This window comes from Ferrovum sp. PN-J185, from assembly GCF_001581925.1.
Classification (GTDB): Bacteria; Pseudomonadota; Gammaproteobacteria; order Burkholderiales; family Ferrovaceae; genus PN-J185.
On the sequence record NZ_LQZA01000004.1, the window covers coordinates 82,530 to 97,722 of the forward strand.

17 protein-coding genes and 2 pseudogenes are annotated in these 15,193 nt (G+C 43.7%); 9 read left to right on the forward strand and 10 right to left on the reverse strand.

Annotation, left to right across the window (positions count from 1 at the left end):
* The first annotated feature begins 42 nt into the window (after nucleotides 1–42).
* Together FV185_RS08070 and FV185_RS08075 are read left to right on the forward strand one after the other, a co-directional pair.
* Nucleotides 43–516 carry a hypothetical protein gene (locus FV185_RS08070; RefSeq protein WP_156474217.1) on the forward strand — a complete coding sequence of 158 codons (474 nt, stop codon included), beginning with the start codon at nucleotides 43–45 and terminating at the stop codon, nucleotides 514–516.
* Complete coding sequence (locus FV185_RS08075; RefSeq protein WP_067496198.1) at nucleotides 513–1,118, forward strand: hypothetical protein; 606 nt, start codon at nucleotides 513–515, stop codon at nucleotides 1,116–1,118. The genes FV185_RS08070 and FV185_RS08075 overlap by 4 nt, the downstream gene beginning before the upstream one ends.
* 213 nt (nucleotides 1,119–1,331) lie before the next feature.
* On the opposite strand, the gene FV185_RS08080 is transcribed toward FV185_RS08075, so the two are convergent.
* Genes FV185_RS08080 through FV185_RS08095 form a run of 4 tightly spaced genes read right to left on the reverse strand, consistent with a single transcriptional unit; the run spans nucleotide 1,332 to nucleotide 4,270 of the window.
* Entirely contained in the window at nucleotides 1,332–1,583 is a 252-nt protein-coding gene (locus FV185_RS08080; protein WP_067496201.1) for a hypothetical protein, read from the reverse strand.
* 26 nt (nucleotides 1,584–1,609) lie between these two features.
* Entirely contained in the window at nucleotides 1,610–2,050 is a 441-nt protein-coding gene (locus FV185_RS08085; protein WP_067496204.1) for a hypothetical protein, read from the reverse strand.
* Between the two features lie 15 nt (nucleotides 2,051–2,065).
* Complete coding sequence (locus FV185_RS08090; protein WP_067496206.1) at nucleotides 2,066–3,973, reverse strand: DUF3857 domain-containing protein; 1,908 nt, start codon at nucleotides 3,971–3,973, stop codon at nucleotides 2,066–2,068.
* 6 nt (nucleotides 3,974–3,979) lie between these two features.
* Nucleotides 3,980–4,270, reverse strand: coding sequence for a hypothetical protein (locus FV185_RS08095; RefSeq protein ID WP_156474218.1), 291 nt, complete (start codon nucleotides 4,268–4,270; stop codon nucleotides 3,980–3,982).
* 109 nt (nucleotides 4,271–4,379) lie between these two features.
* Between FV185_RS08095 and FV185_RS08100 the strand changes: the two genes are divergently transcribed.
* From FV185_RS08100 to FV185_RS08120, 6 genes and pseudogenes are all read left to right on the forward strand, one after another.
* Nucleotides 4,380–4,694, forward strand: coding sequence for a hypothetical protein (locus tag FV185_RS08100; protein WP_067496216.1), 315 nt, complete (start codon nucleotides 4,380–4,382; stop codon nucleotides 4,692–4,694).
* A gap of 3 nt (nucleotides 4,695–4,697) precedes the next feature.
* Complete coding sequence (locus FV185_RS09585) at nucleotides 4,698–4,889, forward strand: hypothetical protein (protein ID WP_156474219.1); 192 nt, start codon at nucleotides 4,698–4,700, stop codon at nucleotides 4,887–4,889.
* Between the two features lie 10 nt (nucleotides 4,890–4,899).
* Entirely contained in the window at nucleotides 4,900–5,208 is a 309-nt protein-coding gene (locus FV185_RS08105) for a hypothetical protein (protein WP_067496218.1), read from the forward strand.
* Complete coding sequence (locus tag FV185_RS08110) at nucleotides 5,205–5,405, forward strand: hypothetical protein (RefSeq protein ID WP_067496220.1); 201 nt, start codon at nucleotides 5,205–5,207, stop codon at nucleotides 5,403–5,405. The genes FV185_RS08105 and FV185_RS08110 overlap by 4 nt, the downstream gene beginning before the upstream one ends.
* Before the next feature lies 1 nt (nucleotide 5,406).
* Nucleotides 5,407–5,619: pseudogene (locus FV185_RS09900) on the forward strand (HAD domain-containing protein); the annotation flags it as partial.
* A 36-nt stretch (nucleotides 5,620–5,655) separates the two neighbouring features.
* A pseudogene (locus FV185_RS08120) lies at nucleotides 5,656–6,795 on the forward strand (IS3 family transposase).
* A gap of 520 nt (nucleotides 6,796–7,315) precedes the next feature.
* On the opposite strand, the gene FV185_RS09590 reads toward FV185_RS08120, so the two are convergent.
* Both FV185_RS09590 and FV185_RS08125 read right to left on the reverse strand, forming a co-directional pair.
* Nucleotides 7,316–7,474, reverse strand: a complete 159-nt coding sequence (locus tag FV185_RS09590) for a hypothetical protein (protein ID WP_156474220.1) — start codon at nucleotides 7,472–7,474, stop codon at nucleotides 7,316–7,318.
* Between the two features lie 63 nt (nucleotides 7,475–7,537).
* Nucleotides 7,538–7,975 carry a DUF6641 family protein gene (locus FV185_RS08125; protein WP_067496224.1) on the reverse strand — a complete coding sequence of 146 codons (438 nt, stop codon included), beginning with the start codon at nucleotides 7,973–7,975 and terminating at the stop codon, nucleotides 7,538–7,540.
* A gap of 472 nt (nucleotides 7,976–8,447) precedes the next feature.
* Between FV185_RS08125 and FV185_RS09735 the strand changes: the two genes are divergently transcribed.
* Nucleotides 8,448–8,675, forward strand: coding sequence for a hypothetical protein (locus FV185_RS09735; RefSeq protein WP_197457842.1), 228 nt, complete (start codon nucleotides 8,448–8,450; stop codon nucleotides 8,673–8,675).
* Nucleotides 8,676–8,752: 77 nt separating this feature from the next.
* Here the strand turns inward: FV185_RS09735 and FV185_RS08135 are convergent, their stop codons facing one another.
* Genes FV185_RS08135 through FV185_RS08150 form a run of 4 tightly spaced genes read right to left on the reverse strand, consistent with a single transcriptional unit; the run spans nucleotide 8,753 to nucleotide 15,192 of the window.
* Complete coding sequence (locus FV185_RS08135; protein WP_067496230.1) at nucleotides 8,753–9,208, reverse strand: hypothetical protein; 456 nt, start codon at nucleotides 9,206–9,208, stop codon at nucleotides 8,753–8,755.
* Nucleotides 9,209–12,304: a type I restriction endonuclease subunit R gene (locus FV185_RS08140; RefSeq protein WP_067496233.1), complete on the reverse strand. Its 3,096-nt coding sequence runs from the start codon at nucleotides 12,302–12,304 to the stop codon at nucleotides 9,209–9,211.
* A 4-nt stretch (nucleotides 12,305–12,308) separates the two neighbouring features.
* The gene (locus FV185_RS08145) at nucleotides 12,309–13,655 is read right to left on the reverse strand and encodes a restriction endonuclease subunit S (RefSeq protein ID WP_067496236.1); all 1,347 of its coding nucleotides are present in this window, start codon (nucleotides 13,653–13,655) and stop codon (nucleotides 12,309–12,311) included.
* Entirely contained in the window at nucleotides 13,645–15,192 is a 1,548-nt protein-coding gene (locus FV185_RS08150) for a class I SAM-dependent DNA methyltransferase (RefSeq protein WP_067496239.1), read from the reverse strand. The genes FV185_RS08145 and FV185_RS08150 overlap by 11 nt, the downstream gene beginning before the upstream one ends.
* Nucleotide 15,193: the final 1 nt, after the last annotated feature.

The window sequence follows — 15,193 nt, forward strand, 5'->3', positions numbered from 1 at the left end:
TTATCTCGACCATACTGCATTCATACATGACGCCGAAAGGAAATGATGACTGCACAGGTTTCAGAAAAGCTAATCTATGGAGGAAAGGAAATTCCCTTATTTACCAATCCGCTTTCCCTATACTTGAAGCAAACCAGAATTTCTTTTGAATCCCCGCATACGGCCAATTGGCGAGGCTACGTTGGAACATGGCAAATCATCGAATCCGATGGAGTTGAGCGTCTTTACCTGGTTAAGCTTTCAGCCCATAAGACTTATGAAGAAATCATTGGGCTCTCGGATGTCTTCCCTGGCTACGACAAAGTCTTTGCCCACTGGTTTACGGGCGAGTTACGCTGCCCTCAAGGTGCCCAACTGAAATATAGGCATATGGGGTATGGAAGTATTTATGAATACGACTTATTGATGGAATTCAAACAAGGGGTCCTTGTAGCCAAGCATGCCAAATATAATAAAGCTCCAGATGAATCCATTGATATCGATAAGATCCCAAGCTTTTTAAGGAAGCAGCAATGATTGAGGCCCTAGCAGCATGGCGCCCAAGCACATGGGTTGATTACCTTCTTCTATATATGCTGTCAGGCGCCTCTATGATCGCCTTTCTACTTGTGAAGATCCTGTTAGACACGCCCTCAGGCTTTGCAAAGAGCCTTGTTCGAATTATTGGCAAAGAGGAAACTTGGCTAGATAAAATTAAAGAGGCAGTTGCATTTAGCTTCGGAATGACTTGCGTACTGGTTGGTTGGCCGGGATTCTTGGTTTGGCTTGTTAAAGATAAGCTTGATGAGGCTGCTCGACAAAAACGTTATGACGAGCCTGAATTTAATTGCCTTCACGAGCATCTAATCGATAAAGCTAATCAGGTTGAAGCTGAAGCAAGCAGCTACGTGATTGATCCGCTTGGAACAGTACCAGCAATCCCATTTGGGCATCTTAATAAAGCTTGGGCAAATTTCTTAGCTGACATACTTGATGAGCGGGATGAGATGTGGTCTTTCTTCATTCCCAAGGGAAGTAAGCATGGGAAATACCGCATTACTGCAACCAGCGATATCAAAGGTTACGCAAGGGTCCGCAATGGCAAGGTTTTAGGCGAATTCATAACCGAATCGGACTAGCTCATCATTTGAGCTTTAAGCTTGTTTTAATAACTCTATTGCATGTATTTGTTGTGGTTGCAGGGATAAGGTATGAGTACCCTAAGACCAGAAGACAGAGTCTTTTCATGAAAAAACCATACCAGTTTGTGCGCTCTTTTTATACCCATATCCTTGGGGACTCCTTTCAGGGTGCGAGCAAGCGGACGGCCGGGAAAGACCGGCTGTTTTTTACTACCGATTAGTTAAAACAACATCACCAAGGAGCATTCCACCGCGCCCAATTTCATCCTCGCGATAAATGGCAATACATCGATTCAAACGGACAGACTTCACCAACTCTTCATCATCCTCACATAGATGAACCTCTTTTTGGCAAACGTCACAGAAACTTATCTTTTCATCATCCGTAGGCGTTAACTCACTCCACTGTGCCGTACATTTAAATGCAAATACGCAATTACGTATAGTTAACCCATCATTCATTTTTCATTCCTTTTTGCAAAATTACATTACAAATAAGCAGACAGCTGGGGCAATCTGCCGCTTTCAATCTGCCGATACTCAAAGTATTCATATCCAATCTCATCCTCAAAATTATTGCCAATAATGTTGATGCAACTTTTCGTCAGTGGGACTGAATTACCTGTTTGCTTATCTACGCCGTGATCACCATGAATAATGATTTTTGGCAGTACAAAGCCCTTGTGACGATAGGTTCCTGACGTTATCTTTGGTAGCTTAAGCATCTGGTTAATCCCAATAAAAAGGAGTAATTCAAAAAAAGTGTTGTCTTTATCATCGGACTTAATTGATAGGTAACTTATCCAGGATTTAAATTTCCTTATTATAGCAGTCTCTATAGATACATCCCAGTTGTACGCGTAATTTTCGACCGAGATTTCCTCATCATGGGCAATGGGACCTCCAAAAAGTAATTCAATCTTTGCCATGATTAATAAAACCACCTACTCATAAAAAACCTGTGCTCGCATATCTTTTATGAAAACTTGGTAAAAGTCTTTCCATTTCTGCAGCTCTTCAGGCGGACATACGGCACCAGGTCGCTGCACTTTCAAAACCCTTGTTACTGAGACAACATTTTTGGATTCTTCATAAGTTGACTCATACTCTATGCCGCCCTTCTTATAGCTCGTATTTGGCGGGATTCGCGTTACCTTGGCATTGCTTGGGAATCCAATCTTGTAGCTCTCCCCTATCCACTTAGTGGCACATGTATATGGCACGGTGAATTTCTCTGGAGGCCTGTCATTTGCAATGAGCGCCAGCTCACCGGGCGCGAGGCCTACAGGTATAGCTATAGCTCCTGGACCAGGTACATTAGCAATAGCATCCAAAATGAACTCTGTATTGGTAGTAAAGGGTTCATTTAAGTCATATACGTAGCTGGTTGTAATCTTTCCTTCACCAGTCTGCCTAAATTTAGCGAGGTCACTTCTGACGAGCTTTTCTGAAAGCGTAGTTTCCGCGCCTTCATATCTATACCTCGCATTAATTTCAGCGCCGCCAAAATACATGGTGTGCGTTTTACCTTTAATCCGGCCGTCCTTCTCTATTTGCATAGTAATTCCGGTAATGATTTTGCTATCTTCTTTTTTTGGCTTAGGTGTATGACCCACTTTTGCAAGCTTAGTTAATAAGGTCGGCTTATCTACCTCGCTTGATGGCAGAGTACCAAATGGTGCCATCTCCGCAGTGGAGTCTAAATACAGGTTCCAACCTGGTATATAAGTAATGACATGATTAAACGGCCCGATAACAGGATATTTGGGAAGCGTGTAGGCTACGCCTGAGTTAATTAAAGCGCTACTTGAGTCAATTCCCTTGGCTGCTAATAAAGCTATCAAAAGGGCATTGTGGTCTTTGCAGTCACCATAGCGGTTTTTCAGGATACTTGTAGCATCATGGGGCACGATACCTCCGTCCCCAAGGTAAATAGCTACGTAACGGATGTTTCGAGATACCCAGTTATAAAGCGCTCGAGCCTGCTCCTTCTTTAGGTTCAGCGTCTTATCTGCAGCCACCTTCTTATCCACATCTTTAGTAATTTCATCAGCCATCTTCTGAATATCAGGAGTCACCAATGAATTATCTGCAATGCGAGCCTCATAGGATTTAGCAAAGTCTTCCTGGCTAGAAAAGGTTGAGATATAGATGTGAGGGGAAAAATCACTGCTAGCCACCTGAAGCTGCTCCTTCTTTTTCATCTTCAGGTTTTGATAGGTATAGCTCACATGGCGTACACCATCTATTACCTCATCCCTGGTTTGCTTAACGTCTTTGATATCGCTATAGAGCTTTAGATCTTCGGGATAATTTAAGTTGTACTCATAAGACAATACCTCTGCATTCGGAGAAAACGTCAGGCGCGTATAAAAGTATCCTGGCAATAGAGGCTTAAAGGTTGTGAGCTTAGTTTTGTAATAGGTCTTAGAACCAGGGGTTACCTTTGGAAAGATGATTATCTTGTGCTTCTGGTCAGAGAACATTGCTGCCCCAGTGCTGTTGTCATCCTCTACTGTGCGTATGGCATTGGCTGCTACCGGGATTTTTTCTCCCTTAGGGGTAATTGTGTAGGCTTCAAGCACTTCTAACTTGGATAGCGTGGAGTTATATGGCAAGTCCGCCTGTGACTCGGAGTCAACCACTAGCTGTGACTTCACCAAGGTAGTGAGTTCATCAATCTCTACTACCGTGCCATCTGCCTGAATAGTTTCTGTGATGACGGCTCTTTCAACCGCAGAGAGTGATTCAAGCTCGCCTCTCCCTGCACTACTAATACCTACGTTGGCTAGCAATAAAAACGCTAAAAGTATTGCCCCAAGGCTACTGATTGATTGAAGTGCAAATTTCATAATTTCTCAACGTCTTACATACGAACGTATGTAAGCCTTTCTTTTGTTAACTTCACTCGTAAACACAATTCCCGCCTGGTCGTGAACCGTTGCTAATGGCTCTTGTAAGAGAGCCTTGTCTGGAAGGTATGGATTGCCACTTGAATCCCTCAGTCTAAATTTAGGTAAGCCCAAGATCTTCGCTGTATCCACAAATGCTGCTACAGCCAATGGCGTACTCAGTGAGACAGCCGATTTGCCGCTAGGCGATACCTGCAAAGGGATGATAGTAATAAGTACCAAAGCACTAGTAAGCATTCGTTCTTTATGAAATTTGTTAGATATTTCATTTTCTTGAGCCACTAGCTCATTGGGTGAGCCTTATTACTTTTAATCTAACCCCATCAAGACTTATTTGGAGGTAAACATGAAATATCTAATCACTCTATTTTTAATAGCCCAAGCCGCTCTAACGGCGCGGGGAGCACTGGCTCAGGCTATCTATGGACCAACTGGGTATTACCTCGGCTATAGCCAAACAGCACCAAGCGGTGTCACCAATGTTTACAACGCCACCGGTCAGAACGTTCAGTCATTTCAAACCGATAACGGGCAGACCAGTTTTTATAGTCCTCAGGGCGCATATCAAGGCACTTCAACCACACCTGTTTATGGTGCGCCAAACACTTCTATCAATACGCCGCGCCAAGCACCTCAAGCGCCTTCTGCGAAAGGTTGGTAAAAAATGAAAAGGCTAGTCATTGCTGCGATGTTAATTAGCATGGCCATTCCTGTTTTTGCACGTACTGATGGCGGCGGCAAGAATAGCTCGCAAAAATATAGCAATCCTAGTGGGCATGAGAATTGCTACTACTGCTGGAAAGATTTGAACACCAACTACACGCCGTCCCGCCACAAATATGCCAAAAAATCTTAAGGAGATCTAAATGAAGCGATTACTTGTTACAGGCGCCCTTCTAATTTCTAGCCTCAGCTACGCCCAAGTGACTAGCTGGGATAACTCACCCTTAAATTACAACAACAGCCCCCTTAACTACAACAACTCTTCTTTGAATTACAGCAATTCACCATTGAACTATCAAAACAGCCCCCTTAACTACAACTCAACCAATGGGGTTTATGACAACAATGGAAATCGAATTGGTTACGAAACTCAGTCGCCCACTGGCGTGACTAACATTTTTGATAACAATGGCAATCGAATTGGTTATTCGCCAACAGGATCAAGGCAATGAAGACTTTTGAATACGAATTAGTAAAAATGGAGCCTGTAGAAACAGACTGCGATACCGCACAAGAGATTCTTAATGATCGAGGATCAGATGGCTATCGTTTTATCGGCATTCAAAAGTTGTGGGCCAGAGATAGCGAGTACAACGCAATCCAACGTAATTTTTTAGTTCTTGAAAAAGAAATTGAAGACGAGCTTTAGGATGTCCCATAGCCCCTCCAAAGAAAAACTATTATTTTTAGATTTTGATGGGGTTTTGCATCCAACTCACTTTGCGGGCGAATCTCCATTCTCACGCGCAGCTCTTTTGGAAGAATCTTTTGCCTTACTATCACCCAAGATTGTGATTTCATCTAGCTGGCGCTTTACACACAATCTTGAAAAACTACAAAAGTGGCATTCCCCCAATCTAGTAGACATGTATTATTATCAACTAAGAAAGGGGAAAATCATGAAACGAACTCACTACTCGGCTGAGTTTAAGGCTGAAGCGGTAAAGCAAGTTGTTGAAAAAGGTCATTCTGTTGTTGATGTGGCCAAACGCTTAGGTTTTGGCGAAGGACTTTTATATCACTGGGTCAGGTTGAGTAGACTACCTCAAGAGCCGGTGCTTGACGACATGAAATCTATTCGTGAGGAAAACGCCAGGCTCAGAGCTGAATTAAAGCGAACGACTGAGGAGCGCGATATTTTAAAAAAGGCAACGGCGTACTTTGCAAAGCAGCAAGGGTGAAGTACGCTTTTATTCAAGCACACCGAGGTGAGTTTAGGTTGCTGAGCATGTGTCGCATTCTGAAGGTGCATAGAAGCGGTTTCTATGCTTGGCTCAAGAAGCCTTTGTCGCCAAGGTCTGTAGCTAATGAGTCGTTGTCTCGACAAATTCGACATTTTTATGATTTAAGTAACGGCATTTATGGGAGTCCAAGGATTTATACCGATTTGAAAGAGGCAGGAATTCATTGCGGTGAAAATCGCATAGCACGCCTCATGAAAGTAGCGCAAATCAAGTCAGTGCGGGGATACAAACGTCCACGATATAAAGTAGGAAGGCCCTTCACAGGTTGCTCCCAATAAGTTGCAGCGACAATTCACATATGATCATCCCGATCAAGCTTGGGTGACGGATATTACATATATTCGAACCTATGAAGGGTGGCTGTATTTGACTGTAGTGATTGATCTTTACTCTAGGGCTGTGATTGGCTGGAGCATGAGAAACAGCTTGGAGACCAAAATTGTTTTAGATGCATTAACAATGGCTAAATGGAGACGAAAACCCAAAGGAGAAATCATCATTCATTCCGATCAGGGCAGCCAGTTTGGCAGCGATGAGTTTAATCGCTGGTGCAAAGACAATCAATTAAGCCCCAGCATGAGTCGAAGAGGAAATTGTTGGGATAATGCGGTTGCAGAATCATTTTTTAGTAGCTTAAAAAGTGAGCTGATCAAGCGAAGGATATATCCAACAAGATCAGAGGCGAAGTCGGAAATATTTGACTATATAGAAGGCTTTTACAATCGAACGAGACGCCACAAACATCTCATGCAATTGAGTCCTATGGAGTTTGAAAAACGTCAAACTGCGTTATGAAGTATGTCTACAAAATTGGGGGAATGCCACACCGAATTTGACACCATTCACTCAGCGGATTTCTCCATCTGGTGCACAACTTACGCTATGAGTCCTCTGCTCTAACCAACTGAGCTATAGGCCCGAAAGACAGATTCTACGTTGACAGCTTTTAAGGGCTGGGCAACTACAAAAAACCGTAGAAGCACCGTAGAAGCAAATTTATCGGATTTAACAGGCTACAACCTGTTGTTTTTGTTATGTTTTTCTCCAAAAAACGTTTTAAGTAAATAGATTATGAGACGATTAACTAAAAATAAACCTAGTGTTTATGCGGCTTAGCGGGCTATTTGCAAGACTGTAGAAGCAACTGTAGAAGTAAGTAGCATTTTACGTAAAACTAGCACTGCTAAAGAACAGCCATCTTGAGTGACTATTTTAGCTATACAAGACACGTCATGGATACATGTTTACGCAATGCATAGCGTCAGTTCATCAACATTGCTCTTTTGAATCGTTTGACTGGATTTCAGCGTTAGCTTCATGCAGGTTGCGTAGACATCTTTGTTAAGCGTTGCTGCGTCTGCTGCAACCTTAACCGCAACGCCGCTTCCTTAGCTCGTTTTTGTGCAGCCTTTGCTTGCTGTTTTATTGCATCTACATGCTGCTGCCCAACATCCACAAACTCAAATGCTCTCATTTCAGTACCTCTCTAAAAAAGTATTTATGGGTGTGCTGGCGCTTGGCAAACACACCCTTTCGCTTACTTTAGAAAGCCACTCCGCAGCTGACCTGAAACAGCTTCAATCTGGCTGTCTAACTCACCCGCGAGTACTGCTACGTTTACCGCTTCCAAAGCTTCAATAAGCGCATCAGGATTAGCAACTTCAATAGCAGTCTTGCCTTTTGCAAGTTCAATAACCTTTGCACCGTAACGTATAGCAATACAGCACTTGCCATTTTCTGCAACAAACCACCAAGGCTTAATGCGTTTAGGCACTGTTACAACGACACGCTCACCGCCTGTACTTGTAACTGTCTTGTTTTTAGTTGGCGCATAACTTTCGCCGCGACTTTGTGCATGTGCCAGCTGGATTTGTTCGAACACCTTGCTGCTTAGCTTATTGCGGCGCTGCACAACAGGTGGCTGATTAGTAGGTTTTTTAGCTGCTACGAGCTTTAGTGATGCAAGTGTTGCCATAGTGTTTCTCCTTTTGTTTAACTGGGCAAAGCAACTTTATGGCCTGACTTTAAGGTTGGGCAAGAGAAAAAATAAGGCTGATATGGAGTGGATATAAATAAAAGCAAATCCATATCACTAGGCTAAATAAAACATGCAATACACAGCTAAAAACATCGAAACTTTTATGCAGTCTTACGATAAGCACGTAAGCCACTACATAGTCGCGCACACACATTTCAGGCCATTTTTAAACCCACATAGCAAGTACACAGGCAACAACAAAATACGCATAGGCAAGATGGCAGAACAGGCAAGCAAAGACTGCAGGTATGCGCTTAACTGCTTTAACAAGCTGCTATACCCTTCAGCCAGCAACAAGCCTACACGCTTTCCTTACATCTACAGGCCACTCACTTTTGTAACTATAGAAGGCGCTAGAGAGACAACCGACAAGGCGCAAACAATACATTTCAATATAGCTATAGGCAACTTGCCAACAGTGCTAACAACTGAAGAAATACAGACTTTGTTTAGCTACGCTTGGCATGAAAAGGCCGGCTTATCGCAGGATATACAGGTTTATAAAAAACAGACAGGCACTTGGTTCGGCTACACGCTAAAAGAGGCACAACAGGCACCAAGCAAAGCATGGGCAACGGATGGTATTTGGGATGTTAATAACTGCTGGATACCACACGCCGCGCTAAACGCAGACTGAAGTTACGTTTAGTTTATTTGACAACTATGGACTGCTAGCGAGTCCATAGTTCTTTGTCATGTCTGTTTGAAATGTGATTAGCTTTTCTTCAACAAACCAAAAGTAGACTGTGACTTGACGTTTTGAATCAATGTTTGAAGTTCACTTTCATTAAGTGAATCAAACTGATTGCTAAAGAACTCGTTTAGCGTAACGGCTTCTTCTGATGCTTTGTATGTTAAGTCTACATCGCCGATGTCATTAGAAAATAGTTTGAATGTGTATTCAACTTCAAAGTCACTTGTAAGAGAGAGGCCGTAGAACAAAACGCCAGATGCTTCAGCAATATCATCATTGAAAGCTATCGATGCTTCGATTGCTTCATCTATCTCATCGTGACCAGCAGTACCACACTCTCTGTCACATGGTGCAACAAGTAGGCTGTTTACAAACTCATGCTCGCCATTATTTTTTTGGTGAAACCTACCAATAAGTACTTTTAAGAGCTTATGTAGTTCTGTTAGGTATTCGTCTTTTAACTCTTGTTTATTCATTTAAACCTTCTCCATCCAATCTTCACCTAGCGCCTGAACTTGCTGCAACACCAACTCTACAGCAGCATCTTGTTGGTCTGGTGGGTACTTGTACTTGCGCAGAATACGTTTAACCATCAATCGCAAACTTGCACGAACACTTTCGCGCTCAGACCAGTCAACCTTTAAGTTTTGACGCAGGTTCTCAGTTAGTTCGTGCGCAATCTTCTTCAAAATCTCATCGTTCAGTTCGCGAACAGCAGATTCATTGTTCGCTAATGCGTCATAAAACTTAACTTCATCGTCAGTCAGTCCTAGCTGTTCGCCACGTCCACTAGCTTCACGGAACTTCTTAGCCATTTCAATCAGCTCTTCCATCACCTGCGCTGTTTCGATTGCGCGATTTTGGTAACGCTGAATGACACTGGTTAAAAGGTCGCTGAACTTCTTCTCTTGCACAACGTTACTCTTGAAGCGGCTCTTTATTTCGCCTTGAAGTAATCGTTCAAGCAGTTCAACTGCCAAGTTACGCTCAGGCAAGTTTCGGACTTGAGCCAAGAACTCATCATCAAGTAGGCCAATGTTTGGTTTCTCAAGGCCAACAGCATCGAAGATATCTACAACGCTATCGGAGACCAATGCTGAGCTAATGATTTGACGGATAGCTAGGTCACGTTGCTCGTCAGTTTTACGCTGTGCAGTCAGGTCACGCTTAGTCAGTAGCACCTTAATGCCTTGCATGAACGCCACTTCTTCGCGTACTTGTTTCGCCTCATCCAATGTGCAGCAAAGGGTAAATGCCTTGCTCATAGCTACTGCTGTGTCAGCAAAGCGTTTCTTGCCATCCTTGATGCCTAAAACATGGTTAGCTGCGCCTGCTAGTGCTTTGTGTCCAGCCGTCATAAAGTTGCTGTAGTCGAAGCCATGCAGCATTCCGCGAAGAATATCCAACTTCTCAGCTAGTACGCTATAGGCCTCTTGTGCATCGACTTTGATTTGTCCACGGCCTTTGCTGCCCGTGTACTCTTTCATGGCAGCTTTAAGCTCGTTACCAATACCGATGTAGTCAACGACTAAGCCGCCTTGCTTGTCCTTAAACACACGATTCACCCGTGCAATCGCTTGCATTAGGTTATGGCCTTTCATCGGCTTGTCCACGTACAGCGTATGCACGCAGGGAGCGTCAAAGCCTGTTAGCCACATGTCCCTAACAATAACCAGCTTCAGTTCGTCGTTAGGGTCTTTAAATCGTTTCTCAAGACGTTTTTTAGTTTTGCCATCGTAAATGTGCGGTCGAAGCAAGGCTTTATCACTTGCGCTGCCAGTCATCACAACTTTGATTGCGCCTTTTTCGGGGTCTTCGCTGTGCCAATCAGGACGTAGTTTGACAATCTCGTTATACAAGTGGACACAGATTTCACGGCTCATAGCAACAACCATTGCCTTACCAGCCATTGCCTTATTACGTTCTTCAAAGTGCAGCACTAAGTCAGCGGCAACTTGCGCGACCCGAGGGGCAGCACCAACGACCTTTTCAAGTGCAGCCCACTTCGATTTCAGCTTTGCCTGTGCGCCTTCTTCTTCATCTTCTGCCAGTTCATCAACTTCAGCGTCAATCGTTGGCAAGTCTTCATCTTTTAGCCTTAGCTTGGCTAAACGAGATTCGTAGTAAATCGCAACAGTGGCGCCATCTTCCTTAGCCTGTTGCATGTCATATACGTGTATGTAGTCGCCAAACACAGCGCGAGTATCACGGTCTTCACTGCTTACAGGCGTTCCAGTAAAGGCTACAAAGGTTGCATTTGGGAAGGCATCACGTAAGTGCTGTGCATAACCAGCTTGATAGCGTTCTTCGCCAGCCTTACCTTTTAGCTTCGCCTCAAAACCATACTGAGTTCTATGCGCTTCATCTGCAATCACTACGATGTTGCTGCGGTCGGATAAAACAGGGAAAGCGTTTTCGCCATCATCCAGCATAAACTTTTGAATGGTTGCAAACACAATACCGCCAGAAGGGCGTTTGCTTAACTTGTCACGTAAGTCTTGTCGTGATGCCACTTGTATAGGTTGTTCACGAAGTAAATCTTGAGACAAGCTAAACACACCAAACAACTGACCATCTAAGTCATTGCGGTCTGTAATAACAACGACTGTTGGGTTTTCCATTGCAGCTTCTTGCATCACGCGAGCTGCAAAGCATGTCATGGTGATGCTCTTGCCGCTGCCTTGCGTATGCCAAACAACGCCGCCTTTATGCGTCCCATTAGGACGTGAAGCAGTTACGACTTGATTGATAGCTGCACGTACAGCATGGAACTGGTGGTAGCCAGCAATCTTTTTAACCAACTTGCCATCATCTTCAAACAGAACAAAGAAGCGGAGATAGTCTAAGAAGTATTGCGGGTCAAACAGACCGCGCACTAATGTTTCGAGTTCGTGGAACTGTCCAAGTGGGTCAATCGTTAAGCCATCAATAGTTCTCCATGCCATAAAGCGTTCTGCATCTGCAGAAAGCGACCCAAGCAGTGCCTCTGTACCATCCGAAATAACTAAGACCTCGTTGTACTGGAAGACGTCAGGTATTTGTTCTTTGTAGGTTTGGATTTGGTCGAACGCTTTCCAAACGTCAGCATTAAGGTCTGCTGGATTTTTTAGCTCGATGAGAGATAGCGGCAGTCCATTAACAAACAAAATAATGTCAGGGCGGCGTGTATGACGGGGACCTTTGATGGTGAACTGATTAGCTGCTGCCCAGTCGTTGTTTGTTGGATTCAGCCAGTCAACTAACTTAACAAAGTCACCTCGTGTTTCGCCGTCTTTTTGATACTGAACAGGTACACCATTAACAAGCAGCTTATGAAAGTGACGGTTAGCAGATAGTAGTGATGGGATGCCTAGGTCTTGTACTTGCTTAAATGCATCTTCACGTGCGGCAGTTGGTACAGTTGGGTTAAGGCGATTGATTGCTTTACGTAGGCGAAATGGGAGAAACGTTTGAATGTAATCAACTCGTTCAGGGCAAATGCCGTCAAAAGCAATGTCAGGACCCTTTAGCAACTTGTATCCAATGTCGCTTAGCCAGCCTAACGTTTCTTGTTCTAGTTGGTCTTCTGTCATAGTTTTATGCCGTTAATGAATCAAGTTCAACATCATTAACGCTAAGCTGACCTGAGATGAGGCGTGGGAGTAGAGTGTCGCGTAAAGACGACAGTGTTTCTATTTGCATCATTTGGATTCTGTTGACGAAAACTTCCACTGCTTCAGCAAATGCAATCAAAACACTCTCGCATGGGATAACTACTAACTCATTTTCTAAAAAATGTGATGTTTGAAAGTTTGCAATGCCAGTGCTTTGGTTTTGGTATTCCCACGTTTTGCCTATTGCATATATATACGTCAAGTGTTGCGCTAGTAGAACACCAATATTTTTATTGATGGGTCTCATCAGTCTACAAAAGCTGGCGGGCTCGACAGGGCAGTCAAATCGATCAAGTAAGTTTTGAGATAGGAAAAGAGAACGACCAGTGGGCTGTTCTTTGCTACCACCAGATACTTCTATCAAAATATCACCATCTTGAAGTCTTCGAGTAGCAAGTTTTTTTTGTGATGTGTAGCGTATGGGAACACGATTGTTAGTAGACATTTGCAAGTCAGGGATATCAGTTCCACGAATAATCGCTACCCGAACGTTATTTTTTTCATCAGAAACATCACTGCCCCAATCACCGCCAATCGTATTCGTTATCAGTTCGCCGAAGGGAACTAGTTTCCAACCTTCAGGAAGCAATCCTTTTTTAGATTCAGTGAAAACTTTAGGGAAAAGTTTCATTGTTGCTTCAGGTATGCCTTGTAGAAGTAACCCAGATACATTGGCATGAACTATGTCGAAATCTACGAACCATGACTTAAATAGGGCTTGCGCAAGTTGCTCCAATGTTTTATTTGTATCTTGTAAAAGCTGAATACGATTATCTATAGTTGAAAGTATTTGAGCCGCTTGTCTTCGCTCATTTTGTGGAGGACAAAAAAACTCATACTCTGCAATAGATTGCCATGAGACCCTTTGCCGTCCTGAAGTGCCTTCCATACGGCTGATCGCATATTCACGGAACGAAGGCTCTCTGCAGAGGTAATAAATGAAATCATTGTCAGCTTCATCGATGCCACATAAAACTATGAACTCTGTAGAACCTTCGCCGACAACATTTTCATTAAGACAGCTTACCTGTGCTGTCTTGCCATTCTCAAGGCACGGTGTGATGCGTGCCAAAAGTGTGTCTCCATTTTGAAAGTGTGAGCCAGCTGCTTTTGCTATTCGCTTTTCAATACTATCTACAGTTATATTTCGTGAATGTTGCGGCACTGCGGCCATGTCTACAAATGGAATCTCAACCCCTTTTGTAATAGACCGTTTAGGGTTGATTTTTGCGATGTTATCTAGTCGAACCATTTGGTGATTAAAAGTCATAGCCTAATGCGCCAAGTTGATTTTTAATAAGTATGTCGAGCTCTGTACCTTTTCTCATTTGCTCCCCTAACTTTTCAGTCAGCATTTGCATCTTTTCTGCAAAAAGTTCATCGTCGTCTTCGACTTCTTCAGCCCCTACATATCGACCAGGAGCTAGTACATAGTTGTGTTCTGCAATCTCAGCCAGTTTTACATTACGGCAAAAACCAGCAACGTCTTCATAAATCCCTTTCTCTCCACGCCATGCGGCCACTGTTCTTTCTATTAAGCCAATAGCGTCATCAGTAAGCTCTGATTGAACACGGCTAATCATCGTAGCCATCTTGCGAGTATCAATAAAAAGTACATCACCCTTGCGTTCCGTTTTTTTCTTAACTAAAAACCATAAGCAAGCTGGTATTTGGGTGTTGAAAAATAGTTGACTCGGTAAAGCAATCATTACTTCAACAACATCTGCTTCAATCATGGCTGCACGTATCGCTCCTTCGCTATTTTGCGTAGAACTCATACTGCCGTTAGCTAAGACAATGCCTGCGCGACCCGTTGGCTTAAGGTGATACAGCATGTGCTGCAACCATGCATAGTTAGCATTGCCTTGAGGCGGGTCACCATAAACCCAACGTGCATCTCCCATCAAGCTGCCATGCCACCAATCACTAATATTAAATGGTGGGTTAGCTAGGATGTAATCAGCACGAAGATCGGGGTGTTGATTTTTCGTAAATGTGTCATTTGGTTCGCGGCCAAGATTGAAGTCAATACCGCGAATAGCCAAGTTCATAGCAGCTAGCCGCCAAGTCGTTGGGTTTGCTTCCTGTCCGTAAATAGCTACATCACCAATCTTGCCGCCGTGCGATTCAATAAACTTTTCGGATTGCACAAACATGCCGCCAGAGCCGCAGCATGGGTCGTACACCTTACCTTCGTGCGGCGAGAGAACGGCAACCAATGTTTTGACGATTGATGCAGGTGTGTAGAACTGTCCGCCACGCTTACCCTCCGCACTAGCAAACATTCCTAAAAAGTATTCGTAGATTTGTCCCAGTACATCACGGGCAGTGCTTGGGTTTTCACCAAACCCAATCGTTGAAATCATGTCAACGAGTTCACCCAACTTGCCATCGGGTAACTGCGCACGTGCATAGCGTTTATCGAGGATGCCTTTAAGTTTTGGATTTTCAGTTTCAATGACTGTTAGTGCATCATCAATACGCTTGCCAATGTCGGGAGCTTTTGCCGCAGCCCGAATAGCCTCCCATCGTGCAGCCTCAGGAACCCAAAAAACGTTAGCTGCTGTGTAGTAGTCACGTTCCTCCAGTTCTACTGCAATGTCTTCATCGCTAGCATCAGCTATGTAGTAATCATCTTTTGGGTCACGCAACCGTTGTGTTAGCTCTTGTTGCTTTGCAGAGAAGGTGTCAGAGATGTACTTTACGAAGATGAGACCAAGCACAAGATGCTTGTATTCAGCGGCATCCATGTTTGCACGTAACTTGTCAGCAGTAGCCCAAAGCGTTTTTTTAATATCGTCCAGCATT